We start from the raw sequence: 26,233 nt of genomic DNA, 5'->3' as shown, positions 1-26,233 counted from the left end.
AGAATATTTCGCAGGAAACTCCCATGAAACCCATTTTCGTCCAGCTCCAATGCGCGCCCGGCAAGACCTACGAGGTCGCCGACGCGATCTACCAGACCGAACGCGTTTCGGAGCTTTATTCGACGAGCGGCGATTACGACCTGCTTCTCAAGGTCTATATCGAGGAGGGTCAGGACATCGGCAAGTTCATCAACGACAACATCGCCAATATCCCCGGCATTGTTCGCTCGCTGACGACGCTGACCTTCAAGGCCTTCTGACAGATACGATTAACCTTCTTCCGCAACAATCGATCCGCCGGTCTCCCCGTAAACCCCGCTTTAACGCCATCCATTATCTGGTCAAAGCCGAGTTGCGGCCATGTGGCCGGTAGGTGAACGATGTCAGCAGTGGAAACAGAGACAGTCACATCGGTGCCGCAGTCAGCTGCTGCACCACTGATCGTGCATGTTGTACGCCAGTTTCTGCCCAATCGCGGCGGACTCGAAGATGTTGTCGCCAACCTTGCCTACCAGACGATCAAACACGGCTACCGCGTCCGCGTCATAACGCTCGATTCGCTCTTCACGTCGCGGGACAACAAACTGCCCGCCCATGAGACGATCGACGGTATCGAGGTCGTCCGCATCCCCTGGTCGGGCAGCCAGCGCTATCCGATCGCACCGCAAGTCTTTCGCCACCTGGGGGACGCCGCCGTCATTCACGTGCACGCGATCGACTTCTTCTTCGATGCATTGGCCCTGGGACGCTTCCTGCACGGCAAGCCGATGATCGTGACCACCCATGGCGGCTTCTTCCACACTCGAAAATACGCCACGATCAAGAAGTTTTGGTTCCAGACCCTGACACGCATGTCGGCAAGGGCGTACAAACGCATCGTCGGCTGCAGCGTCTCCGATCTGGAACAGTTTCGCAAAATCTCGCCAAGAACGAGCATCCTGATCGAGAACGGCGTGGACATCGGCAAATTCGCCGACAGCGCATCGCAAAAGCCACGACGCCGCATCATCACCATCGGCCGCTTTTCCCTCAACAAGCGGCTGGATCACCTGCTGGATGTCATGATCATCCTGAAAGCACGCAATCTTGAATGGCACCTCGACATCGTCGGCTCTGAATCCGACCTCAAGGAAGCAGACTTGCGGCGAGAAATCCAGGCACGCGCGCTCGACACGACCGTGACGCTGACTGTTTCACCGGACAACGATTCGATCGCCCGCCTCATTCGCAGCGCGTCGCTTTTCGCGTCCGCCTCTGAATATGAAGGCTTCGGCCTCGTCGCCCTCGAAGCCATGAGTGCTGGCCTTGTGCCGGTACTCAACGGAAATGCAGCCTATTGCGGTCTGGCCGCAAAACACCCGTTGCTACGCCTTGCCGACTTTTCCGATCCGCAAGCCGCGGCTGATATCTTGGAGTCGGCTTATCTTGCTCTTCCAATTGATCCGGCCGGCATTCGCCTGACACTGATGCAGGAAGCCGGCCGGTATTCGTGGCAAACGGTGGCGGGGCGCTATTTCAGCGTCTACGACTCGGTCCTAAGCGACTGATCAACGCCGTTCCATTTCGGCCAGGCCTTGTACCCTTCGACGATCCCTTTGAGCCATGCTCGCTTGAATGCCGCTTCATCCGCATTAAAGCGGAAGCGCGCAACAAGCCAGCCGATCGCCGGGCGTGCAATTCTGTAGGTCACGTACGGCAAGGAAAAATCGTGCTTGCGCAGCAGCGCACCGAAACCGCGGCCATATTTTCGAGCGCGTTCGATCTGCTGGGTACCGATCACGCTCACAACCTGATCGTGATGGACGATGAGTTCCGGGAAGTACATGAGTTTCTGGCCGGCACCAACGAAGCGCAGCAGGAGATCGGCCTCCTCTCCGCTTTGAAACGGCGACGCCGACCCAACGCCCAGATTCTCGTCGAAGCCGCCGATTGCACAAAGCGTTTCACGACGAACGAAGATGCCGTTCGAATTGCCGCAGCGAAGATAAGTCCGGCGGGATATCTCTACGCTGCGATCACCCGTCGGGCTAACGGAAGGCTTGCCATCCGCATCAAGCGTTCGTCCCGTTACGATCGAAAGCGCGGAATTTTCTCGAAAGAGCCGCGCGGCGATTTCCAAGGTAGCGGGCTCGTACCAGCAGTCGTCGTCCGGAAAGCACACATAGGTTCCCGATGCTTTCGCAATTCCGTTATTGCGCGCATGCGAAAGCCCGCGCCCCGAGCGTAGATGGTGAATGGGAAAGGAGGAAGCGAAGCGTTCCACCAGATCGAATAGCCGGTCATCTTCATTCTGATCAACCAGAATGATTTCAAAGGTCCTCAGCGTCTGCCTTGCCAAGGATCCAAAGAGACGCTCGAGTTGATCGAAACGATCAACGGTACAGACGATGAGGCTGAACAATCGATACCCCTGAAGGCAGAAGCCGGCAAATTGCGGTGATTTTCATACCGACCACCGGTGCGACGTTTAACTGGACTTTAAGCGGCAAATATTAAGGTATCTGAAATAGACACTTCACAATGCGCTGTGGTCTCCGGGAAAAGGAAAAGCGGTAGTATTCATGGCGAAGAGCATAATGGCAAACTCGGCGCTCAATGCGGCAGCAGGCCTGACCCTGCTTGCGACGGGTTTTGCATGTTCGATCATTGCTGCGCGGCTGCTCGGCCCGGAAGCAAACGGGATTATCGCATTTTCCCTGTGGCTGGTCACGACCGGAGCGCTTCTCGCCGAACTCGGCACTGGCGTCATGCTTCTGCGCATCCTGCCGCAACTGCGGGCTAAGGGCAGATCCTACGAGGAACGCCGTAGCTTTGCCGCCTATCTCGTACGGCCAACGATCGTTGCGTCGCTGATAGTGCTCGCCGTTTATTCCCTGGTCTATTTCGAAGCCGAGCAGCTTCATTGGGCCGTCGGCGCCCCGGCCGTGATTGTCATCACCGGCGTCCTCTTCCTTTTCCAGTCGATCGGCGCTTACACGAAGAACTATCTCATCGGGGAACAGAATCTCGCGCCTTTTTTTCTGCTGACGATCGCAAGCTCCGTCGTACAGGTCGTCATCGTGCTTGCAGGTGCGCTGCTGTACGGCGTTAGCGGCGCCTTGGCCGGTTATGCAGCCGGTCAGTTCCTGATGTTCCTCTTTACGCTCAGGATTGCCTCGGTGCGCGCAAGCTCGTGTGGTATCGGCGTGGGTTATCTTGCGAGTTCTTCGTTCATTCTGTCCTTGGAATACGCGAATACATCGATCTTCCTAAATCGCATCGAGCTTTTCTTCCTGCAGAAGGATTGGGGCGTGGAGGCTGTCGGCTATTATGCCGTCGGCTTGTCGCTGGCCAATCTCGCGCTGCAGCTTCCCGTCCAACTGAGCGGTAGCCTTATTCCCTATTATTCGGAAAAAATTCATTCCAGTCCCAACGGCAAACTCCCTGCAAGCATTTTTGAAGGCGTCGTTCGAAGCATTGCATACATCACGCTGCCAATGAGCTTCGGCCTTGCCGCTATCGCCAAGCCGCTCGTCGTTGCAATCTTCGGCCAGCCTTTCGCGCCGGCGGGCGGTACAGTCGCCATCTTGGCGCTGACGGCCATACCTTACGTCTTCACGCAGATTTGCACGCAATATCTGTATTCCGTCGATCGAATTCGTGAACGCCTGATGATCGGAGGCATAGCCAGCCTCGTACTCGCTGTGGGCTGTTTTGCCGCCGTGCCCTGGTACGGCGGAGAAGGTGCCGCGGCAATCCGTTTTCTGGCATTTACGGTCATGTGCATGTTGATGGTCGCGCGGATCGACCTCGACGGCTCGATCTACCAAATGTCGATCCCGATTCTCCGCATCGCCGCTGCCGCGGCCCTTTGCGGGGCGACAGCATATGGAGCGATCCATTTTGTTCCAGGAATTGGCGGGCTTGTTGTTGCGGTTATCGCAGCAGCAGGCGCCTATGGGATCGCCCTACGCCTGCTGAACGCCGTTCCGGCTGCTGATATTGCGGTGATGGAACAGATCGTCAATCGCCTGCCGAAGCTGGCGCATCCATTAGCATTTCATGCGCTGGCGCTGCTCACGCCGCGCAGAATATGACGAGGAATGAAAATGAGCACGGGGCTGGATACCAACAAAAGCAAGACAACGCAAAAAGCTGCTGCAGCAGCCGAGCCGGTGACATTTGCCGGCACAATCGGCCTTTACGCACCTGCCAGTCAAGCCGCGCGCAAATCCACGGCCGTTCTCTTTGTCAGCCCCTGGGGATTTGAGGAAATGTGCACCCGCAAGTTCTTCCGTATCCTGGCGGAAGAACTTGCCGAAGCGGGTGTGGCAAGCCTGCGCTTCGACTACGCAGGAACCGGCGACGCGCTGGAGGTAACGGACCATAGCCGCGGCCTAGCCGTCTGGCTCGAAACGGCGGAGCAGGCTGCAGCGCAGCTGAAATCGCTTTCCGGCTGTGACAGCATCATACTTGTGAGCCAGAGTCTCGGCAGCACGATCGCTGTCGATCTGGCGCAAAGGCTCGGTGGTGTCGAGGGCATTGCATTGATGGCACCCGCAATCTCCGGCCGGCTCTATCTGCGTGAACTCTCCGTATGGTCGAAGATGATCGACGACGGAATGGGCGTTGCCGAAAGCCAGCGCGAAACACAGGGCGTATGGATCGCCGGCCTTCGTATGTCGGACGAAATCGCCGCGGAAGTTCGCAAAATCAACCTCATGGAGCTTTCGAAGCTCGACGCAAAAAACTGCTTGGTGCTGACGCGCCCGAACCGTTCGGCCGACGAAGATTTTGCCGCCCATGTCAAGGACCTGCATCCGGCCACGCGGGAAGCTGTCTATCGCGGCTATGACGAACTCGTCTTCAACCCGACGATCGCAACGATGCCGGTAGAGACCGGCAATCACATTGTCGAATGGGTGAAATCGATTTCCGGTTCTCAGAGAGGGACATCAACGCGAAGGCAACGCCCGACGGCACCGCTTACAACCGCCGAGTTCACCGAGACGCCGCTGCGGTTTGGAAAAGCTGGCGAACTCTACGGAATTCTTTGCGAGCCCACGGCTCCGCGTCGTGGTGCAACCGCGATCATCTTGACGACGGCTTACGACCGGAATGCGGGCTGGGGCCGCACATCCGTAAAAATGGCGCGCGCGCTTGCCCGCGACGGCATTCCCTCGCTGCGCTTCGACAATGCGAATGTCGCAGATAGCCCGCCCACCCCGGGCGCGCCAGAGCAGGTGCTCTATTTCAAAGGACAGAACGATGAGATCACAGCGGCCCTCGATCTTCTGGAATCATCCAAGCTGCTGCCTGCCGTGCTTGTCGGCCGCTGCAGCGGCGGTTACCTCGCTTTCCAGGGCAGCCTCTGGGATGAACGCTCCAGCGGCTTGATTGCCGCCAATCCCTATGTCTTCCACTGGTCCGGTAGGCTCACGGTCGACGCATCGCTTCGCCATGTGCCGCGCTCGCTCGAAACGTACCGCCTGAAGCTGCTGCAGTTCGAAACCCTAAAGCGGTTGTTGCGCGGTGAAATCGATGTCCCGCGGGCAATCAGAAATTTCATGACCTCTCTGGTGCGACGAGCGATCAGGCTAAGCCGTCCGATGCTGGATTTTCTGCCGGTCCGATCCGAGGAGCGGACCGCAATTCTCGATCTTTTCCAGTCCCTGAAAGCCCGCAAGGTTGACGTGTCGCTGATCTATACCGCCCATGATACCGGTCTTGAGCAGTTCAATGATCATTTTGGCAAGAATGGCTCATATCTGAAACGCTACGGCAACGTTAGGCTCAACATCATACCGGAAGCCGATCATAACCTTACACAGGCACATGCTCAGTCCTTCTACCTCCAGGAGGTCCGCTCCATATCGCTGAAGATCGGGACGCGCCAGGCAACACCGCATGAGGACCGCAGCCACGCCGTCAGATCGCCAAAATACGCGAACCTCCCAACGTCCTGATTTCACCAGAGGGCGCCTCGCCCTTCGTCGCGCCCGCAAGGCCATGCAGTGGGACGCGTTTGACCGAACCTGGCGCCAGATGAAACCAATCGTCGGCTGCACGGTAATTCGGGACATCAACGTGTACGGACTGCGCAAAGCGATCGGCCTGCAGCTCAAGGGTCCAGTTCCCGCCATCTTCTACCGCCTTCACATCGATCGCGGCATCGTGAAACGCCTTCGACCGTCCGAGCGGGAAATGGAATGCTTCGGCAAGCAGCCCGCCATCGGCGGAGCGCAGCCGCGCGACGGTTACGTCATGGGAAGGTGGACCGAAACGGAAAGCATAGGTCGTGTCGAAAAATGCACCGAAGAGCTCGGTCGCGGCGAGCTTTTCGGTGGATCTTGGCGCAAGTATCAGTGCCTGGCTGCCGCTGACGGCTCTCTGCTTGCCGTCTCGCAGGCAGACGACTTCAAGCTCAACCGGCAAGCTTTCCCCGGTTTCGTTGATGACATGCACGTCAAGGCCGTTCGTGCCCTCGTCCGTCAGCAGCACTTGAATCGGGCGGAAGGCGCGGCGCATGGCAAACCAAACCGGTTTCGGCTCACCGGTGGAATCGACAACGCCCCAACCGGGACCAGGCAGAATATCCTGAAGCGTCCAGACAAGAGCACCGTTGCAGTTTGAACCCTTGCGCCGCCATTCGGCGAAGGTTTCCGTCAGAACCTCGCCCGTCACGGCGCGAGACAAATCGAGATAGCGCTCCGGATTTTCCCGGCGCAGCGCCGCTGGGTCGACGTTATAAAGTTCCTTCAGGTAGAAGTCGCGAACATCCTCGAAATCCCAGGAGGCGCCGCGATCCCGCGGAACGCGAGCTTTCCACAGCGGACTATGGACTGCCGGGACATCCAGATGCCGCTGCAATGTCTTTTGTTGCGGTGCATGGGCGAAGGCGAGGGTTTCTGCAGCAAACCGGACGTCGGCGCGGCGAGCATCCTCCAGCGGGCGCATATAGGCACCAATGCCGTAATAGTGCGTGACGCCGGTATTTGGCGAGAAAGGCATGGCCCCACCGTGAGGGGAGTTCGGCACGTAGGGCACGTCGGGGCGCATACGCTCTGCAATCGCCGGGATGACGTCCTCCGTCAGCGGTCCGCGCCAGAATTCCTGCGGCAACCCAAGCATCGCCGCCTGTTGATAAATCTCGCTTCCGCCGCAAAGAACCGCGAGCGAAGGAGAAGCCTGCACTCCATGGATAAAACCCTCGACTTCGGCATGAACGTGGCCCGTGAAGGCCTTGTCGCTTCGCGGATAGTCGAAATTGGCGAACATGAAGTCCTGCCAGACAAGAATGCCGAGCTCGTTGCAAAGCTCGAAGAACTCTGGCGTTTCATAGGCCATCGTGCCGCCGATGCGGATCATGTTCATACCGGCGCCGGCAGCAAGGCGCAGAAAGGGCTCGTAGTCCGCGCGAAAACCCGGCAGGCGAACGATATCGGCCGTCGTCCAGACAGCACCGCGGCAGAAGACGGGCTCGCCATTTACCCGAAGGCCGAACCCGTCGCCGTCGACGCCACGATCGATTTCAATCCGCCGGAAGCCGGTCTTTCCGAGCGAGTATTCGGTGCCGTCCGAAACGAGCGTCAGTTCGTAAAGATGCGGGGTCCCGTGCGTATGCGGCCACCACGGCGTGACCTCCGGCAGCTTGAGGATCGCCGAATAATGATTTCCGCCGATCTTCTCAAAGCCTTGCTCCACCTCTCCGCAGCGAAGCAGCATCTCGGGATTTGCGGCATCCGCGTGCAACGAAACGCTGAGGCGGCCGACGCCATTTTCCAGCACAGCCCGGATCGAGACATTATCGATCGACATCACGCTGCGGCGAACAAGCGTAATCGACCGCCACGGCCCGACAGCATGAATTTCCGGGCACCAGCCAGGCATGTGCCCAAGCAGCGTCGTACGAAAGTTCTTAAGCCCCTGCGGCGCGATCATCTGAGGACGCCAGCGGGCGCGGGCTCCGGGCTCGCTCAGACGGGGACCGAGCGCACGGAAACAAAGGACCAGGTCATCGCCGCCCATAAGCGTGACCGGGATTTCATGCGCCGTGAACATGCTCTCGGAAGAGAGGATTTCCTGCCCGTTCAGAAAGACATGGCAGAGCGTCGCAAGCCCGCCGAAACGAAGGATAACATCGCCAGGCTGGGCGTCGAAGAGCCGGCAGACGTACCAGGCGTCTTTCGTATTCAGCGGCTCCGGATTTTCGCGATCGAAGAGACCGGCGCGCTCCAGAGCGTCAGCCACAGTGCCGGGAACAGGTGCTGCAATGAACCTCGAAGACGGCGGGATGTCATGCGGCGTCAAGCAAGCTCCCGGTTCCGTCAGAACCAGGTTCCAGCCTTCGGAAAGCAGGGTCTCTTCCGCACCGACGCTCGCCAACCGCCCCCCCATGCACAAGCTCCCGGTATCAAAGCCGATCGGAAATCGAAGTCATCATGGCATCCCATGCATCTGCCGCCGGATCAAGCGCCGCCTGCAATGGCTCGAACTTCCTGCGCGTGACGGCGCGGGCAAGCTGAAACTGCACCGACTTCGCCACTTCGGAGATACGCCGGGCATACTCTTCAGCCTGCGCGAACCTGCCCGGAGAAAGCCACGCGAGGTGATCTGCGGCCAACTCGAAATTGGCGCCGAACTGGCGCAAGGTGTTGAAGGCATATTTGTGGAAGAAGCCGAAAGGGCGCTCGGCGACAACTTCCACCTGCTGCGGAAATTGCTTGGAAAAGGCGCGGATCGGGTTTTCGGCAGGCCGGCGCGAGAAATGGACCTTGAAAAGACGGTGCGCCACATCGCCGATATAGTTTTCGCCTGCAAACGCCTCCGGAAGTTTTGCAAATTCCGTATAGGGTAGGAAGGGCGAATCCTCGTCCGTCAGATGCATCTGGAAGAGACCGTCGAAGTCCTCGCCCTCAAGCTGGAAATAGCCGGCATTGTGAAAATACTCTACGTGCTTGGCAGCAACATCCAGCCGGTTGATGGCGACGGTCGTCTTGCCGTGTTCGCAACGATAGGCCGTACCGAGGGTATCCGGCATATAGAAGGAGTCCATTTCGATCAGGCAAAGTCGGCCGCGCCTGATCTGCGTTTCGACGTGATGCTCGACGCGGTCGAAGATCGCGAGTTCGGTGACACGGATGCCGTAAAGCGCCTCGAGGTCTTCGAGCGGCACCTTGAAGAAGGTGAATTGATCGCCCTCGAAATCCTGCGTCAGCGTAAAGCCGAGCATCGCTTCAGGCGGCAGCCTCAGCGTGTTCAGCACTTCGATCCAGAGGTCGATATAGCAGTTGGTTTCCGGCCACATGCGTTCGTTGGAATGCAGCGCATGCTGGCGGTAGCCATCTGGACGGATGGCCGAAAAAACGCAGGACATCGAACCGCTAGCCCCACAGGGTCTTGCGCACATTCGCCGGCCATTCCGTCACGTCGAGCCCGTGATGATGGAACAGCGCAAGCGCGATGCGCTCGAGACCGAAGCCGACGCATGCAGTGTGCGCGACGCTGCCGTCCTCAAGGTTCAGGTCCCACTTCTGGCCAAAGGAGTCCTGATGATAGTTAAAGCTCATGCAGGCTGTCGGCTTGGCAGCCGACGTGATCGGGATCAGCAGCTCGAACTTCAGGTTCTGATCACGCTGGTTGTTGACCATCATCTTGCCGCCGCGGCCGAAAAATGGATCGTTGGCGACGTCGATGACGACTTCGAGGCCGAGCTGCTTCATCATCTCGACGCCGCGATCCATCCAGCGCTGACGGAAGTCGGTCACATGGCTTTCGGTGCCCATGCAGACATATTCGCGCATGCGGAAAAGCTGCTGGCGGGCGGGATCCTTCGACGGTTCATGACGAAAGCAATAGGACTGCAGGTCGAAGAGGCCGCCCTTCGCAGGCAGATTGCCCCGCTTGGCGATTGTCGGATAAAGCGGATAGCAGGCGGCCGGCGTCAGCACGATATCCGTTGCTTCCTGGCCCTTCGTCCAGTCGTCGCCGACTTCCATGCACTGCAGCAGGTTCATGTGATCGAGTTCACTGCCGCAGAAACTGTGGACGGTGCCCGCAAGCTGCGGGAAGCTTTTCATGTAGCCGCTCTTTTCGAAAAGCGCGCGGTTCATGCCCGGCGGGAAGCGCATGGCTTCTGCGCCATCCGCACCGCCGAACTTGTCGATCAGGCGCTCGAAGGCGGTGATCACGTCTTCGAACTGTCCGCTACGGCCATAAAGACCGTCGACGCCGGTATCGATCAGTAGACCGGATTCGAAGAGCCGGTCTAGAAACGAGGTCTGCATATCCATGACTGTCACCCCAGTAGGCTAGTGTCCTGCTTGTGGACGAGAAGCATGCTCGACGTGTTGCCGAGGATGCGGTCATTCGAGATCATGAGCTGTGCGGAATGAGCGTCGCGCAAATGCCGGCCAAGGCTGAAGGGCGTACCGTTCTTGTAGCCCACGATGCCGCAGATCAGCATGGCGTGGTTGACGATCTCCAGGATCGTTTCCGACGAAGCGATCTTCACGTTGTTCATGGCCACCGCAAAGCCCATCGAGGAAAGCTTGTCCGGATCGGACTTGGCATCTTCGTAAGCCTTGAGACCCGCCACGACGTTCGACTTCACCATCTGCAGCAGAGTGGAGACTTCGGCGAGCCGCAGCGCACCGGGGGGCGGAACACCAGGAGATTTACGGGCGGCGGCACGCACGAAGGCCTGAGCGCGGGAGACGGCGTCGACCGCAATGCCATACCAGACGCCGCTCCACAGCAGATGCGACGAAGCGAGCATCGACTGTGCGGCGATTTCGGCGAAAGGCTTCGGCAGGATCTGAACGGCAGGCGCTTGCCCCTTGAAGAGGAAGCCGTCGGAGCAGGTGCCGCGCATGCCCAGCGTGTTCCAGATATGCGTGCGCTCAAGTGTGTACTGGTCCTTGAGAAACGCCGTCAGGACCTGATCCGAGGGTGCTGCGTCCGGATGGCTGCGAGAGGTTATGAGGATCGCATCGGCATGCGAGCCGTAGGAGATCACGGTCGCGTCCTTTTCGAGACGGCAGCTGTCGCCGCTGACCTCGATGGCGCAGATGCTGTTGCGCAGATTGCCGCCGATCCCGCCTTCGGTCGTCGCCGATGCGATCAAAAGCTGCTCGGCGGCGATGCGCCGCATGAAGCCCGCATGCCATTCACTTTCGGTGCCGTGCTCGACCAAGCTTGAAAGCTTGATGTGGTGCATGGCGAAGACCATCGCACTTGCGGCGCAAGCCTGGCCAAGAACGGAGCAGAGTTCGGCGACTTCGGTCGTCGAAGCCCCCTCGCCACCCAGGTGGCGCGGCACTTGAATGCTGAGCAGGCGCTCGGCTTTCATCGCATCGACGGCCTCGCATGGAAAGCGGCCTTCGGCGTCGACGGCGTCGGCATATTTCGCGGCGATCTCGGCAACGCGCGCCGTTCTGACGGTAAAACTCTGTTCCGTGATCTTGACCGGAAAGTTCATCACGCGACCTTCCGGTTGTCCTTGATGATATCGACGGTCTTTTCGATCGCGGAGATGCTGGCAAAGGACTTGCGATTGAGGAGATTGTCCGGGAATTCGATATCGAAGGCTTCTTCGATGCCAAGCATGAGCTGCACGGAAGCAAAGGATGTCAGGCCGGCCGCATAGAGATCGGCATCGTCGGCTAGCTGATCGATCGGAACAGGAAGCTTGCCGAATTTGGCGAGCAGTTCGCGGATAGTCTTGTTCATCCTTAGCAACCTCCAAGATTGTCATGATCCCGAGTGGCGATTTATCGCCTTCATCATGAGCGTTCTTTAGGCCGGAAAACAAAACATTCCGCTAACTTGTCTGGTTAAATATGAGGAAGACTCGCAGTTAAAATTTTAGGGAGTACCTTGCCTCGATGGCCTTTATCTTTTTCTTGACAGACACTTAGGCGTTACTCCTGTCTCAGGCGCCAAGATTGTGTCCAGGCTGAAAGTGCAGAAATGATACGCCACGTGTCTTCACGTCACTCGGAAGGCGGGTAGCAATGCTCTACGCCATGGTAATCCAGTACGGAAAAACAACCATCCGCCGTCTTCCGGACAGAATTTTCGCCAATCACTGCCTTTCCGTGGCCACCTGGGATATCAAGGATATAGGCCGGCTGACAAAGGCCTGAGATGCGGCCGCGCAGCGAAGAAACGATCTTCTGGCCTTCTTCGATCGTCAGCCGGAAATGGCTGGTGCCGGGCGCCAGATCGGGATGATGCAAGTAGTAAGGCTTGATGCGCGTCTCGACGAAGGTCTTCATCAGGTCCGCCAGAACGCCGGCATCGTCGTTGACGCCCTTCAACAGCACGGACTGACTGATCATGACGATCCCGGCATCGATGAGCCGGCCACAGGCTGCACGGGCTTCGATCGTCATTTCGCGCGGATGGTTGGCATGCAGCGCTATATAAGTCGTCTTGCCGCTCGCTTTCAACGCGGCGATCAACGTCGCATCGATCCTCTGCGGATCGACAACAGGCACGCGTGTATGGAACCGGACGATCTTCACGTGATCGATGGCCGCAAGCTCCCGCATGATCTCTTCCAGCCGTCGCGGCGAAAGGACGAGCGGATCGCCGCCTGTAAGGATCACCTCCCAGATCTCCGGATGGCTGCGGATATAGTCGAAAGCAGCCATCATCGCCGCCGGATCGAGCGTACCGAGACCTTGAGGACCGACCATCTCCCGCCTGAAGCAGAAGCGGCAATAGACCGGACAGACATGCACGGCCTTCAGCAGCACGCGATCCGGATAGCGATGCACAATGCCTTCAACCGGGCTGTGCGCATGATCACCAATCGGGTCGGCGCGCTCTTCAGGTGTTACGACAAGCTCGGCCGCATCCGGCACGAACTGACGCGCGATCGGATCGTCGACGTCGGCTCGATCGATCAGCTTAGCGACGGTCGGCGTCAGGGCGATCGCATATCGTGCAGCGACCTCTTCCAGTGCCAGCCGGTCGCGATCGGCCAACAACCTGGCTTTCGACAGGTCAACGACACTTTTGATCGGCCGGACGATATTCATCAGCGATACTCCGCAACCGGTGCCCACAGCACCTGGTCGATGCGCGAGGCTCCTGTCGCCAACATGACCAGCCGGTCGAAGCCGAGCGCGATGCCGCTTGCCTCGGGCATGATCGAAAGCGCATCGAGGAAATCCTCGTCGATCGGGTAGCGTTCGCCATAGACGCGCGCTTTTTCTGCCATCTCGAGCTCAAAGCGGCGGCGTTGTTCTGTCGCATTGGTGAGTTCGCCGAAGCCGTTCGCCAGTTCAACGCCGCAGGCATAGAGCTCGAAACGCTCCGCAACCCGCGGATTGCGTGCCGAGGGACGGGCGAGTGCCGCTTCGCAAACCGGGTACTCATCCAGAATGGTCACGCGGCCGAAACCGAGGTGGGGTTCTATCTTTTCAACCAGGACGCGGCTGAAGAGGTCCGCCCAGCCGTCGTCGGCCGAGACGCGCATGCCGTTCCGGCGTAGTTCGGAAGCCAGATATTCCCGATCCGTCGAACCATCGGCGGCGACCGACGCCAACAGGTCGATGCCCGCATAGCGCTCGAACGCCTCTGCGACGCTGATGCGTTCAGGTCCGGCGAAGGGGTCGGTTTCGGCGCCCCGATAGGTCAGCTTCGGCGTCTTCACGGTTTCGGCGGCCAGCGCCAGAATCCGCACGCAGTCCATCATCAGCGTTTCATAGCTTTCGCCGGCGCGATACCATTCCAGCATCGTGAATTCGGGATGATGGAATGGGCCGCGTTCGCGGTTGCGATAGACATGCGCGAAGCAGGCGATGCGCTGCTCACCGGCGGCGAGCAGCTTCTTGCAGGCAAATTCCGGTGAGGTGTGCAGGTAGAAGGATGTCGCCTGCCCGTCCGTCGTCAGCGCCTCGGTTGCAAAAGCGTGCAGATGTGCCTCGTTGCCGGGCGAAACCTGCAGCGTCGCAGTATCTACCTCGATGAAATCCTCGCGCGCGAAGAAGCCGCGCAGCGCCGCCTGGATCGCGTTCCGCCCAATCAGGAAGGGGCGGCGGTCCGCGTGGACGCTGGGGGTCCACCAAGGAGACGCTTTGGCGCTGGTAAGGTTCATTCTCAGCTTTCATCACCAGGCTCGCCAACACGAGGGCTGGCGTTTTGCCGGATTTTAGGTTAGTTGCGCCCCAACGAAAAACAATTGGCGTCATCGGGACCATCCAGACAATCCCTCTACGACGCCAAAAGCCGAGTTACAAGGAAGTCTTATGGTCAAGGTCATCGCCTCTTCGGTCCGCAAGGGCAACGTTCTCGACGTAGACGGCAAACTTTACGTCGTTCTCACCGCGCAGAACTTTCACCCCGGCAAGGGTACGCCGGTCACCCAGGTCGACATGCGCCGCATCGTCGACGGCGTAAAGGTTTCCGAGCGCTGGCGCACGACCGAGCAGGTCGAGCGCGCTTTCGTTGAGGATGTGAACTTCCAGTATCTCTATGAAGACGGCGAAGGTTTCCACTTCATGAACCCGGCGACCTACGATCAGGTTGTCGTCGACAACGAAACAATGGGCGACCAGAAGGCCTTCCTCCAGGAAGGCATGACCTGCATTCTGTCGATGCATGAAGGCATCCCGCTGGCACTCGAGCTGCCGCGTCACGTCACGCTCGAGATCACCGAGACGGAACCGGTCGTCAAGGGCCAGACGGCGTCGTCCTCCTATAAGCCAGCGATGCTTTCGAACGGCGTGCGCACCCTGGTGCCGCCGCATATCAACGCGGGCACGCGCGTCGTTATCGCAACGGAAGACAACTCCTACGTCGAACGCGCCAAGGATTGATCCTTCGGACATATCAGACAGAAAGGCCGGCCTAATGCCGGCCTTTCTGTTTTGATTACAGATGCGGGTTGCGCGGCCGGTATTTTCTCACCAGCCGCTGATTGACCTCCGCAGCTCCGGGCATGTTGGCGCTGAGATAGACTGGTGCGTCGCCGGACTTCGAAAGCACTGACGCAACTTCAGCGAAGATTGCGTTCAGCACTGTTGCTCCGACAGCCGTCGACACCGGGCCCACCTTGAGACTGCTTCCAGCCAGATCGAGCACGGCATCGCCGGGCGGCAAGCCGTTATCCAGCACGACATCGGCGATATCCACGAGCCGGCGGCGGCCATTGGCAATCGCGCTCGAATAGGCAACCGAGGTAACAGCGATCACCTTGGCGCCGATCTCGCGGCCATAGTCCGCGGCCTCGATTGGTGCGGCATTCACACCCGAGTTCGAAGCAATGATGATGACGTCGCCTGGCTGCATCCCGTAGCGCTCCAGCACCGGCCGAACGAGGCCTTGCGTGCGTTCATAGACCGAGCTGATGACCGCCCCCTCATGCAGCATCGCGGAGCCGATGAGAACCGGCACGGTGAACGCAAGACCGCCGGCGCGATAATGCACCTCCTCGGCCAGCATATGCGAATGGCCCGTGCCGAAGACGTAAACGCGCTTGTCATGACGCGCCGCATCGAGAATGACTGCTGCGGCCTTCGCCATGGGTTCGGCAAGGCTTTTCTTCAAAGCCTCGAGACGGCCGATCAGATTGGAGAAATAGGCATCCGTAACCGCCGTCATGGCATTTCCTTTGCTTCAGGCCGCCTCGCCGTCGATCCACGTGGCGGTGACTTCGATCGCATCCGTCAGATGCACGAGGTCGGCGCGCGCTCCCGGCGAAAGATGGCCATAACCATCGAGCCGGAGAAACCGGGCCGGATAGAGCGTTGCCATGCGCAGCGCCTCGGCAAGCGTCAGATCAAGATAGGTGACGCCATAGCGGATGGTCGACGCCATATCGACATCCGACCCGGCAAGTGTGCCGTCCGAAAGCACCAGCTTCGAGCAGAAGCCCCCCTTCTCACGCCGTACGGTGCGACCGTTCAGCATGAAGCTATCCTTTTCGGAGCCAACCAGCGACATGGCATCCGTCACGAAGAAGAGCTTGCCCTCCCCGCGCTTGGCGCGAAGTGCAGTGCGCAGTGCTTTTGGATCGACATGATGGCCGTCGGCGATGATGCCGCACCACGTCGACGGATGGTCGATTGCCGCGCCAACCAGACCGGGTGCGCGGTGACCCATCTGGCTCATGGCGTTGAAAAGATGGGTGACGCCGCGTACACCAGCATCGAAACGCTCTTCTGCAGCTTCGCTCGAACAATCCGAATGGCCGATGCTGACGATGATGCCAGCCTCGCTCAGTTCGCGAACTTGAGCGACCGTCACCTGTTCGACCGCCATCGTCACGAGCAGCGTACCGATCGCCTCACGGGCGCGGATGCAAGCCTTGACATCCTTGTCTTCGACCGGGCGCATCAGTTCGGCCAGGTGCGCGCCTTTGCGGGCAGGCGCCAGATGCGGACCTTCCAGATGAAGACCGGCCACGCCGCGATGGGTTTTAACCGCATCCTTCGCGGCCTCGATCGCAGCCGCCGTCGCATCTGCCGTATCGGTGATCAGCGTTGGAAGCAGCGCCGTCGTACCGTAGCGCCGGTGACCGTCAGCAATGATACACATCGAAGCTGCCGACGGCTCATCGTTCAGCATGCGCCCGCCACCGCCATTCACCTGCGCATCGACGAAACCTGCCGAAAGCACTCCGCCGTCAAGCAAGATCGTCTCGCCTTCGGGCAAGTCGTTGCACGAGACAATGGCTTCGACCCGGCCATTGGCAACGATCAGCGCCTTTTCGTCGTGGAACCTCTCGCCGTCGAAGATCCGGGCACCGGTGAAGATCTTGCGGGGTATCATATCGTCTCCGTGACTTTGAGCAGGTTCGCCGGCTTGTCTGGATCGAAACCCTTGCGGCGCGTAACTGACTCGATCAGGCGATAGTAGACGAGAAGCGACACGAGCGGATCGAGTAAGCCGTTGCCCGTCGTCGGCACGAGCAGATTGACGCCGGAAAGCGGCTGCGCCGAGAACGGTACCGTCGTTGCGCCGAGCTTCTGTAATCGCTCGAGTGCCTGAACGTTGTTGGCATAGGCCGCATCGTCGGGCATGAAGGCGACGATCGGGAAACCCGGCTGAACGAGGCGCATCGGGCCATGCATCAGCTCTGCCAGCGAGAAGGCTTCCGCGTGAAGGCCGGACGTTTCCTTGGCTTTCAGCGCGGCCTCGAGCGCGATCGCCAAAGCTGGCCCGCGGCCTGCCGTATAAAGCGAGGTTGCATTGAAGAGCACGTCTTCTGCGGCAGCCGTATCGATACCAGCTGTCGCCGACAGAGCCTCTGGCAACCTCTCCAATGAGGCTTGCAGATCGGCCGTACCGCCAATCGCAGCCGTGACACCGGCGAGCGCGGCAACCGAGGCGATAAAGGACTTCGTCGCGGCAACACTCTTTTCCGCACCTGCATTGAGGTCCAGAACGATATCTGCCTGCTTTGCAAGCGGGCTGTCGGTGACGTTCACAACGGCGATCGTCGTCGCGCCGCCACGCTTGGCAGCATCCTGAAGGGCAACGATATCCGGGCTGGCGCCGGATTGCGAAACCGTGAAGTGAACACCATCCTTCAACTGTAGAGCCGCACCATAGACGGAAGCGATCGATGGGCCGACGGAAGCGACGGGAATACCGGCAGTGATCTCGAAGAGATATTTGAAGAAGGTTGCGGCATGGTCCGAAGAGCCACGCGCTGCCGTCGTCACCACGCTCGGGCGAACCGAGGAAAACAGCTTGGCGATTTCGGCGAAAACCGGCTTCTCCTTTTGAAGGAGCGTCGCGACCACGTCCGGCGACTGGCCCGCCTCCTGCAGCATCAGCGACTGGTTCTCACTCATAGGTCATCTCCAATTTTCAGTTCGGCCACGAAATCATAGGCATCGCCGCGGTAGTGCGAACGGGTGTATTCAACGACGCGCTGGTCTTCCAGGCGCGAAATCCGTTCGATCAAGAGTGCTGGCGCACCGGTCTTTACATTCAGCATCGAGGCTGATGAAGGATCGAGCGTCACGGCGGTCAGCCGCTGCAGAGCACGCACCGGCTTGTGGCCGTTTGCGGCCAGCGCATCATAAAGCGATCCCTCGCCACCGGCATTGCCGCCGAGGAACTTGACCGGCACAACCGCCCGCTCGATCGCCAGCGGCAAACCATCCGCAAGGCGCAGACGATCCAGGCGCAGAACGGCCTCATCCTGCCCAAGTCCGAGAAGGAAGGATTCTTCCGGCGATGGCGAATTGATCGTGCGGGACAATATCCTTGCCGCCGGCGAACGGCCGCGTGAGCGCATATCGGCCGAGAAAGACGAAAGACGCCAGAGCGGCTGCTCCATGCGCTCCACCTTACTGGAAACGAAGGTACCGCTGCCGTGACGCGATTCCAATGCGCCGGATGCCATCAGATCACGATAGGCGGTTCGCACCGTCACGCGGCCGAGCTTCAGAGCTTCGGCGAGATCGCGCTCTCCGGGAAGGGCTGCACCCGGCTTGAGAAGGCCTTCCTGAATGAGGCCGGTCAACGCCAGTGCCAGCCGCTTGTAGAGCGGTCCCGTCATCGTTTCGTCGCGCAGACCGCGGGCATTGAGCTCCGCTACCAGACTGGTTCTATCCATGGATTAACCATAGAACCTATTTAGAACCACTTTTCAAGCTGAATCTCTGCCGCAAAGATAAAAACCCTCGTGGCGCACGAAGGTTTATGAGTGATCGAATGTCCGCGAAGATCAGCTTTTCGTGAAGATGTAATCCGTTTCCTGCCGCAGCACCTCGCCTGGGCGCAGCACCGCATTCGGAAAGCCCTCGTGATTGATCGCATCCGGCCAAACCTGCGTTTCGAGGCAGAAGCCGGCGAAGGGCCCGTATTTCCGCCCCCCGATGCCCGCGACCGCAACGTCGAGCTTGAAACCGGCATAGAACTGTATGCCCGGTTCGGTGGTTCTAACCTCCAGCGAGACACCGGAGTTGACGCTGCGTGCCAGTACGACGGAGCGCTTGGCCGTGCGTTCCGTCGAAAGGCAGAAATTGTGGTCGTAAAACGCCTGCTCGCCGTCATCGAACCGCTTCATCGGGGCCATTTCGCGGAAGTCGAAGACCGTGCCTTCGACCTGGCGGATCTCGCCGGTCGGGATTTGTTTCTCGTCAGTCGGTAGATAATGATCGGCAGCGATCATGATATCGTGGCCGAGCGCATCTTCGCGGCCGTCGAGATTGAAATAGGCGTGCTGGCAAAGATTGGCGAGCGTCGGCTGGTCGGTGGTCGTCTCGTAGACGACCGAGAATTCGCCATGGCCATGCACACGGTAAGTCGCCTGGACCGTGCAGTTGCCTGGATAGCCTGCGCGACCGTCCGGGTCGACGATCTTCAAGACGACACGGTCGGTATCGTGCTCGACAATCGTCCAGTTGCGCTTGGCGATATTGTCGCTGCCGCCGTGCAGATGCGAAACGCCCTTTTCATTGAGCTCGAGCTGATAGGCCTTGCCGTCGAGGGTAAACTTGCCACCGCCGATGCGGTTGGCACAGCGGCCGGGCGTTGCACCAAAATAGGAGGAATGGGAGGGATAGCTGGCAAAGTCGTCGAAGCCGAGCAGGAGAGGCGCATCATGGCCGTCGAGCCGCAGATCCTGGATGACTGCCCCCCAAGTCATGATCTTGGCTGTAAGGCCGCCGCCCTTGATCTCGACGCGATAGACGGTTTCGCCGTCTTTCGTCGTCCCGAAAACTTCCCGTTCGAGCTTTTCCGACATAGTTCGCCATCCCAAATCTGTGTTCGTTTCAGGCCCGCGAACCTGCCTCCATTTGTTGAGGACCGCAACCGTCAAAACACCAAAAAAGAAACGCCGCCGCAACGAGGTCAGCGGCGGCTGCAGTTCAGATTTTTGTACCGATTTCGTCGAGATTATAGGGCGTCGTCTGGTAGATTTCGTTGATCCAATTGCCAAAGAGCAGATGCGCATGGCTGCGCCAGCGGTTCTGCGGTGCGAGCGACGGATCGTTATGCGGGAAATAGTTATGCGGCATCTTGATCGGCACTCCGGCATTCACGTCGCGGAAATATTCGTCGGAAAGCGATGTGGAATCGTATTCCACATGATTGAACATGTAGAGCCGCTTGCCTTTTTTCTCGTGCACGAGACACACGCCCATCTCGTCGGATTCCATGAGGATTTCGAGGCTTGAGGACTTGTCGATATCGGCGCGCCGGACCTCGGTCCAGCGCGAAACCGGCACTTCGAAGTTATCGGAAAAGCCATTGAGGTAGACGGATGAAGGCTTGAGGTTCTTATGGCGATAGACGCCGAACGCCTTTTCCTTCAGCTCGTATTTCGGAACCTTGTGGAAATGGTAGATCGCCGCCATTGCGCCCCAGCAGACATTCATGCTCGAATGAACGTTCGTCTCGGTCCAATCCAAGATCTTCTTCATCTCCGTCCAATAGGTCACGTCCTCGTAAGGCAGAGTTTCGATCGGTGCGCCAGTAATGATGAAGCCGTCGAATTTGCGATGCCTTACCTCCTCCCAGGTCTGGTAGAAAGCAAGCAGGTGGTCTTCGGACGTGTTCTTGGCCCTATGGTTGCCAATGCGGATCAGCGAGAGCTCCACCTGAAGCGGCGAGGCGCCCACAAGGCGCGCCATCTGCAACTCCGTCTTGACCTTGTTCGGCATGAGATTGAGAAGCCCGATCTGCAAAGGGCGGATATCCTGACGGATCGCCGCCGTTTCGGTCATCACCCGCACGCCCTCATGAACGAGGGTCTCGAAAGCGGGCAGAGTATCGGGGATCTTGATGGGCATTGCGGTCACTCAACAAAACAAAAGGTACCGGCAAATAAAAAACCGGCGGCGAAAGAATCGCTACCGGTCCGCACGCGGCCCTTTAGCGACTTATTTAACGTGGCTGCAAGCCGGCCGGCCAAATCACCACGGAGAACACTAAATAGCGCCGGAGCCCACGCGAATCAATCGCAATTCTGAAGGGGCGCGTTGAACCAAGGTAACTCACGCGTTAATGACTGGTAGAATCTGTTGATGGACAGGGCGCGTCACCATGTTAATCAAGCATCATCATGGTCCGCATGGAAGGACATAATGGCAGACGACGTCGAAGGCAGGCCGAGCATTCAAGGGCAGGATAGAGTAGGTTACGATCTGAGCCTCGGATACCGCCTGAAACTGATGTTTGCGGCATTCTGGGATTCCAAGGTCCGCGGAAAGATTCTGCTTCTCGCCTCGATCTTGCTCGCGGTGATCCTGGCGACGGCCTATGGCCAGGTCATTCTGAACCGCTGGAACGCGCCGTTCTACGATTCCCTGCAGCGCCGCGACGTCGGCGAATTCTTCCATCAGCTCCAGGTCTTCGCGTTGATTGCCGGTTCGCTATTGCTCATGAACGTCGGCCAGGCGTGGCTCAACCAGATGACCGCGCTTTATATGCGCGAAGGGCTGACCCGCGACCTCGTGGATCACTGGCTGAAGCGCAAGCGTGCGCTGCGTCTCGCCTCAACCGGCCTGATCGGGGTCAACCCGGATCAGCGGCTGCATGAAGACGCCCGCAACCTTGCAGAAAGCACGACCGGCCTCACGCTCGGCCTCATCCAGTCGACAATCCTGCTCGTCAGTTTCATCGGCGTTCTCTGGGAGCTTTCGAGCGGCTTCGTCTTCCATTTTCGCACCTACGCCTTTGCCATTCCGGGCTATATGGTCTGGGCCGCGATCTTCTATGCGGCATCCGCGTCGATCCTCAGCCAGATCGTCGGCCGCAAGCTGGTGATCTTGAATGCCGACCGCTTCTCCAAGGAAGCGGAGCTTCGCTTTTCGCTGATGCATGCCAACGAGAACATGCCGGCGATTACCGTGGCCCGCGGCGAGGAAAACGAACGCCGGCGGATCAATGAGGATATCACTTCGGTACTTGCCATCCTGAAGCGGCTGACCATGGCTAGCACCAACCTCACCTGGGTTTCGGCCGGTTACGGCTGGCTGGTCATCGTCGTCCCGATCATCGTCGCGGCTCCCGCCTATTTTTCAGGCAGCCTGACCTTCGGCGAACTGATGATGTCCGTCGGCGCCTTCAACCAGGTGAATACCGCCCTGCGCTGGTATGTTGCCAATTTCGCCGCGATCGCCGAGTGGCGCGCCACGCTGATGCGCGTGACCGATTTCCGCCATGCCTTGCACGGCATGGACGAACCCATCAATCCGAAGAATGCGATCACCTACGAGGATAACGCAGATACGCTGACCCTCAAGAACCTCATGATCGCCGCCAAGCTCGGCGAAGAGATCGATCTGTGCGGCGGCTTTGCCGTCCGCGAGACGGATGTCACGATCAGAGCCGGCGAGAAGGTCATGATCAACGGCGATCATAATGTGAACCGCAAGCTGCTGTTCCAGGCGCTTGCAGGGCTCTGGCCCTGCGGCAGCGGCAAGATAGGGCTGCCGCCCGCCGACGGCATGGTTTTCGTTCCAGAAGTCGCCTATGTGCCCGGTGGCACGTTGCGCGAAGCGCTGTCCTTCCCGGAACCGGTGGACACCTACAACAGCGAGGACGTCGAAGCAGCGCTCCAGAAAGCCGGCCTTAGCCACCTTATTGCGCGTCTCGATACGCGGGCCCGCTGGGATAAGATGCTCGACTCCGATGAGCAGAAGGGGATCGGCTTTGCCCGCTTGCTGCTGGCCCGGCCGCGCTGGATCATCTTCGACGAAGTGCTGGAGGGCCTTGAGCCGGAATGGCAATCAACCCTGATGGCGCTGCTGGCGACGCTATCCGATTCCACCATGGTTTATATCGGACGGTCCGAGGCCTACCTCGAAACCTTCAATCCGCGCGAGTTGCATTTGCATCCACTGGCAGCGAAGATCGAGCAGTCGGCCTTTCCGGCAGCAGGAACTGGCACGGCGCACGCACCTGCACCGGTCATTTGAACAGTCGCAGTACCATGCGTTCGAACCAAGGACAGACAAGACCTGCGCGATCTGACAAAGGGCGGACGTTTTTCCTCGTCAGGACGGAACCCAGGCGGTGTTGCCACCGGTCTAATTTCTGCGATCGAACTAAGAGAGCATGAGCACAGCTATTCGTCGTCTGCCTGGATGACCTCATACGCCCCCACCCGTCTTCTTCCATCGGCTCGTTGCGAGCCATCGGCTGTCGACTACCATCGCGACCGACTGCACAATTATCTAATCATTTAAAATCTTCTGGTGAAGTTTCGAAGCGTAGCTCGAAGGAAGTACGGATACTACCATATGTATTAATTGATTAAATTTCATAATAGTCTATAATGTTGCGCTTCAATGACAGTACTTCATGGGGAACAACTTAGATTCGGCGGCGAATAGCGGCCGTGTCGAGAAGTTTGAACTCGCGAAGGATAGAATCCTTCTTCCCCCGAACGAAGTCGTGCTGTCTTATTTTCTCAGAGAGCCATGTCACCATCGCCCTCTGAGCGACGAATGCAGCCAAATTATGAAATCAGAGTTCGGCCGATCATCCAGGATCGGACCGCTACTTCATCACGCCGAAGGTCAGCGCCAGAGATGACTTGATCAGCGCGTATGGTGAACCGAACACTCTGGCTTATGAGGGAGACCCCGATGTCAAGGCATGATTTGTTGGTGGCAAGCGCAGCCGCAGCATTCATCAGCGGAATGATGATGTTCGGCAGCGCACACGCACAGAACCTATGTCCCGGCGTATCGGCAACCCAATGCACTGATTTTTGCGGGGATGCTGGCGTCGCCTCTTGCACGAAGACAGGCTCGACTCCGGACTGCCAGTGCAACGAGGCCACTAAGGACGTTAACGGCAATGCCTTCGGTACGGCAACGCAGGACACGGCTCAGGGACAGGGCAACATAGGCAACAAGACGGAAGAAAGCTGCACGGGCAACCCCGGTCAGTGCAAGAAGTAAAGGCAGGCGAGGAGCAAGGTCAACTCGGGAGCAGCATACGAGCGGGTTCCATGGCCAGGCCATAACCCATGCAAGTGGCCTCCCCGCGTCGCTCGTTTTTCCGAACCAGACAAAGGGCCGGGGCTTTCCCGGCTCCGAGGCAGGTCTGAACATGATGCGCAGCGTTTTGTTTACGACGGCAGTCCTCGGCGCGACAGCGATGCCGAGCGATGTGGTCGTGCCATCGCCATCATCGGCCTTCTCCCAGATTTCTGCGAGCCTCAGCCACATGTCGACGCTGGTGAAATCCGCGTCGGACAAGAACGTTACACCCGTCTACCGCATGCAAGCCGTTGAGCGTGGCGACATCACGACGACCGTTCAAGCGGCAGGTACGCTTAATGCGCTGGTGGTGGTGGAAGTCGGCTCCCAAGTCTCCGGACGCGTCAAGGAGCTGTACGCGGATTTCAATTCCAGGGTTTTCCAGGGCCAGGTCATCGCGCGGGTCGAGCCGGAAATCTACGAAGCCAAATTGGCGCAGGCTGAGGCCGAGCTAGAAATGGCCGAGACCCAGGTTGCAATACAGCATGCACAGATCGAACGGGTTCAAGCCGAACTCGAGACTGCGTCGGCAAGATACGATTCCGCCACTGCACAGACGACGAGCGCCCAAGTCACGCAGGACGGTGCGGCGCAGGAAGTGGAGCGCAAGCGCCCCTTGGCCGAGCGCAAGATCATCGCGGCAGGCGAATGGCTGCGCGATAACACCATCTATAAGTCTTCCATGGCGCTGGCGAGTGCGGCGCGTGCGGATGAACTTTCGCAAGCTGCAGCCGTTCGTGCAGCGCAGGCGGCGCTCAGCATGGCTGATGCGCACCTTGCCAACACGCTGGCGCAGGTGAAGCAGAGGGAGGCGGTAATGCGCCAAGCTCGAATCGATCTCGACCGCACCTATATTCGCGCGCCCGTTACCGGTACCGTGGTCAATCGCGCTGTCAGTGGCGGCCAGACTCTGGCCGCGAGCTTGCAAACGCCCGTCCTTTTCACCATCGCCAAGGACCTGACACAGATGCAGGTGGAGGCCTCCGTCGTCGAAGCGGATATCAGCCGCTTCGCTGTCGGGCAGCCCGTCACGTTCACCGTTGACGCTTATCCGGACCGAACCTTTACCGGAGCGGTGAAACAGATCCGCAAGGCACCGCAGATCGTCCAGAACGTCGTTACTTACATCGCCGTTATCGCCGCCGCGAACCCGCAAGAGCTGCTTCTGCCCGGCATGACTGCCAATCTGCGCGTCGTGGTGGCGAAACGGCAAAATGTATTGACCGTGCCCAATGCCGCCCTGCGCTTCCGGCCAAGGAGTGAGACGGCGGGGCAAGACGGCGCAGCCGTGATAGCGGAACGCGTTGAAGGCACTGCGGAGCCAGGCGTTCCCGGGCACGTATTTGTCCTGGCCCCTGACGGCAAGCCCGAATTAATTCCGCTCGGTCTCGGTACGACCGATGGACGCGTAACCGAGGTTTTGGCAGGCAATCTCAGCGAAGGGCAGCAGGTCATCACCGAGCTCGCCAAAACGCCAGGCGGGGAAGATCGTACCTCTTCCGTCCTGATCAAGTTTCGGTTGCAGTGAGATGGCCGCCGCACTGATCGAGGTCGAGGGACTGCGCCACGGCTACGGCGTGGGGAATGGGCTGGTCTGGGCGCTTGATGGTGTGAGCCTGACAGTCGGGCGAGGCGAATTCGTGGCAATCATGGGCCCCTCCGGATCGGGCAAGTCGACTTTCATGAACATTCTTGGTTGCCTGGACAGCGCAACCGAAGGTCTATACCGTCTTGACGGGGCAGATGTCAGCGACATGCATCACGACGCACTTGCAGCGATCCGCAATTGCAAGATCGGTTTTGTTTTTCAGTCGTTCAATCTGCTGCCGCGCGCCAGCGCGCTTGAGAACGTGGAATTGCCCCTTGTCTATCGCCGCATGTGGGCAAGCAAGCGGCGGCGCTGCGCGCTCGCCATGCTGGCCAAGCTCGGGCTTACTGAGCGGGCCGGGCACAGGCCGGCGGAATTGTCGGGTGGGCAGCAACAACGCGTTGCCATCGCCCGGGCACTGGTATCCGAGCCTTTGCTGCTGCTTGCCGATGAACCAACCGGTGCGCTTGATAGCCAGACAGGACAGGAGATCATCACGATCTTCCGCCGCCTCAACGACGAAGGCCTGACCATTGTGCTCGTCACGCACGAAGCGGACGTTGCTGCCCACGCCGATCGCATCGTGGCATTTCGCGACGGTCGGGTTGTCTCCGACCGGGCCGTCATGCAGCAAAACAGGCATTCGCTTGCCGCACAACGTCTATCGATGGATGGTCGTTATGTCAGGTAGCACGAGAACCGC

At 59.1% G+C, this 26,233-nt stretch carries 23 protein-coding genes and 1 riboswitch; of the genes, 9 read left to right on the top strand and 14 right to left on the bottom strand.

The window, feature by feature from the left end; genetic code table 11:
- Nucleotides 1-23: 23 nt before the first annotated feature.
- Entirely contained in the window at nt 24-260 is a 237-nt protein-coding gene (locus ACZ9DP_RS36620; RefSeq protein WP_016556708.1) for an Lrp/AsnC ligand binding domain-containing protein, read from the top strand.
- Between the two features lie 120 nt (nt 261-380).
- A complete protein-coding gene (locus ACZ9DP_RS36615; protein ID WP_476205307.1) occupies nt 381-1,547 on the top strand; it encodes a glycosyltransferase family 4 protein in 1,167 nt (388 codons plus the stop codon).
- Here the strand turns inward: ACZ9DP_RS36615 and ACZ9DP_RS36610 are convergent.
- Complete coding sequence (locus tag ACZ9DP_RS36610) at nt 1,523-2,401, bottom strand: glycosyltransferase family 2 protein (RefSeq protein ID WP_476205306.1); 879 nt, start codon at nt 2,399-2,401, stop codon at nt 1,523-1,525. The two genes, ACZ9DP_RS36615 and ACZ9DP_RS36610, sit on opposite strands and share 25 nt — an antisense overlap.
- Before the next feature lie 160 nt (nt 2,402-2,561).
- Between ACZ9DP_RS36610 and ACZ9DP_RS36605 the strand changes: the two genes are divergently transcribed.
- Nucleotides 2,562-4,076 carry a lipopolysaccharide biosynthesis protein gene (locus tag ACZ9DP_RS36605; protein WP_476205305.1) on the top strand — a complete coding sequence of 505 codons (1,515 nt, stop codon included), beginning with the start codon at nt 2,562-2,564 and terminating at the stop codon, nt 4,074-4,076.
- 12 nt (nt 4,077-4,088) lie between these two features.
- Nucleotides 4,089-5,945 (top strand): serine aminopeptidase domain-containing protein, encoded by a 1,857-nt coding sequence (locus tag ACZ9DP_RS36600; protein ID WP_476205304.1) that lies wholly within the window; start codon nt 4,089-4,091, stop codon nt 5,943-5,945.
- Here ACZ9DP_RS36600 and ACZ9DP_RS36595 read toward each other — a convergent pair.
- The 7 genes from ACZ9DP_RS36595 to epmA all read right to left on the bottom strand — a co-directional run bounded on the left by ACZ9DP_RS36595 (nt 5,908) and on the right by epmA (nt 14,086).
- A complete protein-coding gene (locus tag ACZ9DP_RS36595; protein ID WP_283069915.1) occupies nt 5,908-8,376 on the bottom strand; it encodes a glycoside hydrolase family 2 protein in 2,469 nt (822 codons plus the stop codon). The genes ACZ9DP_RS36600 and ACZ9DP_RS36595 overlap by 38 nt on opposite strands.
- Before the next feature lie 16 nt (nt 8,377-8,392).
- Complete coding sequence (locus ACZ9DP_RS36590; RefSeq protein WP_476205303.1) at nt 8,393-9,355, bottom strand: DUF1839 family protein; 963 nt, start codon at nt 9,353-9,355, stop codon at nt 8,393-8,395.
- Nucleotides 9,356-9,362: 7 nt separating this feature from the next.
- Nucleotides 9,363-10,271, bottom strand: coding sequence for an amino acid--[acyl-carrier-protein] ligase (locus tag ACZ9DP_RS36585; protein ID WP_476205302.1), 909 nt, complete (start codon nt 10,269-10,271; stop codon nt 9,363-9,365).
- A 5-nt stretch (nt 10,272-10,276) separates the two neighbouring features.
- Complete coding sequence (locus ACZ9DP_RS36580; RefSeq protein WP_239599688.1) at nt 10,277-11,458, bottom strand: acyl-CoA dehydrogenase family protein; 1,182 nt, start codon at nt 11,456-11,458, stop codon at nt 10,277-10,279.
- Nucleotides 11,458-11,709, bottom strand: a complete 252-nt coding sequence (locus ACZ9DP_RS36575) for an acyl carrier protein (protein WP_194728436.1) — start codon at nt 11,707-11,709, stop codon at nt 11,458-11,460. Before ACZ9DP_RS36575 ends, ACZ9DP_RS36580 begins: the two co-directional genes overlap by 1 nt.
- Before the next feature lie 263 nt (nt 11,710-11,972).
- Nucleotides 11,973-13,025, bottom strand: coding sequence for a lysine-2,3-aminomutase-like protein (locus tag ACZ9DP_RS36570; RefSeq protein WP_476205300.1), 1,053 nt, complete (start codon nt 13,023-13,025; stop codon nt 11,973-11,975).
- On the bottom strand, nt 13,025-14,086 hold the full coding sequence (gene epmA / locus ACZ9DP_RS36565; protein WP_476205299.1) for an EF-P lysine aminoacylase EpmA: 1,062 nt from the start codon (nt 14,084-14,086) through the stop codon (nt 13,025-13,027). The genes ACZ9DP_RS36570 and epmA overlap by 1 nt, the downstream gene beginning before the upstream one ends.
- A 151-nt stretch (nt 14,087-14,237) precedes the next feature.
- Between epmA and efp the strand changes: the two genes are divergently transcribed.
- Nucleotides 14,238-14,807: an elongation factor P gene (gene efp / locus ACZ9DP_RS36560; protein ID WP_476205297.1), complete on the top strand. Its 570-nt coding sequence runs from the start codon at nt 14,238-14,240 to the stop codon at nt 14,805-14,807.
- Nucleotides 14,808-14,862: 55 nt separating this feature from the next.
- Here efp and ACZ9DP_RS36555 read toward each other — a convergent pair whose 3' ends face one another.
- The 6 genes from ACZ9DP_RS36555 to metA form a co-directional block, all read right to left on the bottom strand.
- The gene (locus tag ACZ9DP_RS36555) at nt 14,863-15,591 is read right to left on the bottom strand and encodes an SIS domain-containing protein (RefSeq protein WP_194728439.1); all 729 of its coding nucleotides are present in this window, start codon (nt 15,589-15,591) and stop codon (nt 14,863-14,865) included.
- A 15-nt stretch (nt 15,592-15,606) separates the two neighbouring features.
- Complete coding sequence (nagA, locus tag ACZ9DP_RS36550; protein WP_476205538.1) at nt 15,607-16,758, bottom strand: N-acetylglucosamine-6-phosphate deacetylase; 1,152 nt, start codon at nt 16,756-16,758, stop codon at nt 15,607-15,609.
- Nucleotides 16,758-17,789 carry an SIS domain-containing protein gene (locus ACZ9DP_RS36545; protein ID WP_283069925.1) on the bottom strand — a complete coding sequence of 344 codons (1,032 nt, stop codon included), beginning with the start codon at nt 17,787-17,789 and terminating at the stop codon, nt 16,758-16,760. Before ACZ9DP_RS36545 ends, nagA begins: the two co-directional genes overlap by 1 nt.
- Entirely contained in the window at nt 17,786-18,559 is a 774-nt protein-coding gene (locus tag ACZ9DP_RS36540) for a GntR family transcriptional regulator (protein WP_074070003.1), read from the bottom strand. Before ACZ9DP_RS36540 ends, ACZ9DP_RS36545 begins: the two co-directional genes overlap by 4 nt.
- A gap of 111 nt (nt 18,560-18,670) precedes the next feature.
- Nucleotides 18,671-19,693, bottom strand: coding sequence for an aldose epimerase family protein (locus tag ACZ9DP_RS36535; RefSeq protein WP_476205296.1), 1,023 nt, complete (start codon nt 19,691-19,693; stop codon nt 18,671-18,673).
- A gap of 124 nt (nt 19,694-19,817) precedes the next feature.
- Nucleotides 19,818-20,741 (bottom strand): homoserine O-acetyltransferase MetA, encoded by a 924-nt coding sequence (gene metA, locus ACZ9DP_RS36530; RefSeq protein WP_039846449.1) that lies wholly within the window; start codon nt 20,739-20,741, stop codon nt 19,818-19,820.
- Nucleotides 20,742-20,803: 62 nt separating this feature from the next.
- Nucleotides 20,804-20,881: riboswitch (SAM riboswitch) on the bottom strand.
- A gap of 154 nt (nt 20,882-21,035) precedes the next feature.
- Here metA and ACZ9DP_RS36525 point away from each other — a divergent pair.
- The 4 genes from ACZ9DP_RS36525 (at nt 21,036) to ACZ9DP_RS36510 (ending at nt 26,221) form a co-directional block, all read left to right on the top strand.
- Complete coding sequence (locus ACZ9DP_RS36525) at nt 21,036-22,871, top strand: ABC transporter ATP-binding protein/permease (protein ID WP_194728441.1); 1,836 nt, start codon at nt 21,036-21,038, stop codon at nt 22,869-22,871.
- Between the two features lie 672 nt (nt 22,872-23,543).
- The gene (locus ACZ9DP_RS36520; RefSeq protein ID WP_476205295.1) at nt 23,544-23,861 is read left to right on the top strand and encodes a hypothetical protein; all 318 of its coding nucleotides are present in this window, start codon (nt 23,544-23,546) and stop codon (nt 23,859-23,861) included.
- A 268-nt stretch (nt 23,862-24,129) separates the two neighbouring features.
- On the top strand, nt 24,130-25,470 hold the full coding sequence (locus ACZ9DP_RS36515; protein WP_476205294.1) for an efflux RND transporter periplasmic adaptor subunit: 1,341 nt from the start codon (nt 24,130-24,132) through the stop codon (nt 25,468-25,470).
- A 1-nt stretch (nt 25,471) separates the two neighbouring features.
- Entirely contained in the window at nt 25,472-26,221 is a 750-nt protein-coding gene (locus ACZ9DP_RS36510) for an ABC transporter ATP-binding protein (RefSeq protein ID WP_476205293.1), read from the top strand.
- Nucleotides 26,222-26,233 lie beyond the last annotated feature (12 nt).

It is taken from the genome of Rhizobium sp. USDA 4016 (assembly GCF_056279705.1).
This window is presented reverse-complemented; position numbering and strand designations above follow the sequence as displayed.

Bases quoted from the DNA above. Each gene is read 5' to 3' on its own strand.
- ACZ9DP_RS36620 (WP_016556708.1), top strand. From the start codon at position 24: ATGAAACCCATTTTCGTCCAGCTCCAATGCGCGCCCGGCAAGACCTAC.
- ACZ9DP_RS36595 (WP_283069915.1), bottom strand. From the start codon at position 8,376: ATGGGGGGGCGGTTGGCGAGCGTCGGTGCGGAAGAGACCCTGCTTTCC.
- ACZ9DP_RS36590 (WP_476205303.1), bottom strand. From the start codon at position 9,355: ATGTCCTGCGTTTTTTCGGCCATCCGTCCAGATGGCTACCGCCAGCAT.
- ACZ9DP_RS36520 (WP_476205295.1), top strand. From the start codon at position 23,544: ATGTCAAGGCATGATTTGTTGGTGGCAAGCGCAGCCGCAGCATTCATC.
- ACZ9DP_RS36605 (WP_476205305.1), top strand. From the start codon at position 2,562: ATGGCGAAGAGCATAATGGCAAACTCGGCGCTCAATGCGGCAGCAGGC.
- ACZ9DP_RS36545 (WP_283069925.1), bottom strand. From the start codon at position 17,789: ATGAGTGAGAACCAGTCGCTGATGCTGCAGGAGGCGGGCCAGTCGCCG.
- ACZ9DP_RS36515 (WP_476205294.1), top strand. From the start codon at position 24,130: ATGTCGACGCTGGTGAAATCCGCGTCGGACAAGAACGTTACACCCGTC.
- ACZ9DP_RS36555 (WP_194728439.1), bottom strand. From the start codon at position 15,591: ATGACGGCGGTTACGGATGCCTATTTCTCCAATCTGATCGGCCGTCTC.
- ACZ9DP_RS36615 (WP_476205307.1), top strand. From the start codon at position 381: ATGTCAGCAGTGGAAACAGAGACAGTCACATCGGTGCCGCAGTCAGCT.
- ACZ9DP_RS36575 (WP_194728436.1), bottom strand. From the start codon at position 11,709: ATGAACAAGACTATCCGCGAACTGCTCGCCAAATTCGGCAAGCTTCCT.
- ACZ9DP_RS36510 (WP_476205293.1), top strand. From the start codon at position 25,472: ATGGCCGCCGCACTGATCGAGGTCGAGGGACTGCGCCACGGCTACGGC.
- ACZ9DP_RS36600 (WP_476205304.1), top strand. From the start codon at position 4,089: ATGAGCACGGGGCTGGATACCAACAAAAGCAAGACAACGCAAAAAGCT.
- metA (WP_039846449.1), bottom strand. From the start codon at position 20,741: ATGCCCATCAAGATCCCCGATACTCTGCCCGCTTTCGAGACCCTCGTT.
- ACZ9DP_RS36535 (WP_476205296.1), bottom strand. From the start codon at position 19,693: ATGTCGGAAAAGCTCGAACGGGAAGTTTTCGGGACGACGAAAGACGGC.
- ACZ9DP_RS36585 (WP_476205302.1), bottom strand. From the start codon at position 10,271: ATGGATATGCAGACCTCGTTTCTAGACCGGCTCTTCGAATCCGGTCTA.
- ACZ9DP_RS36570 (WP_476205300.1), bottom strand. From the start codon at position 13,025: ATGAATATCGTCCGGCCGATCAAAAGTGTCGTTGACCTGTCGAAAGCC.
- ACZ9DP_RS36580 (WP_239599688.1), bottom strand. From the start codon at position 11,458: ATGAACTTTCCGGTCAAGATCACGGAACAGAGTTTTACCGTCAGAACG.
- ACZ9DP_RS36525 (WP_194728441.1), top strand. From the start codon at position 21,036: ATGGCAGACGACGTCGAAGGCAGGCCGAGCATTCAAGGGCAGGATAGA.
- ACZ9DP_RS36540 (WP_074070003.1), bottom strand. From the start codon at position 18,559: ATGGATAGAACCAGTCTGGTAGCGGAGCTCAATGCCCGCGGTCTGCGC.
- epmA (WP_476205299.1), bottom strand. From the start codon at position 14,086: ATGAACCTTACCAGCGCCAAAGCGTCTCCTTGGTGGACCCCCAGCGTC.
- efp (WP_476205297.1), top strand. From the start codon at position 14,238: ATGGTCAAGGTCATCGCCTCTTCGGTCCGCAAGGGCAACGTTCTCGAC.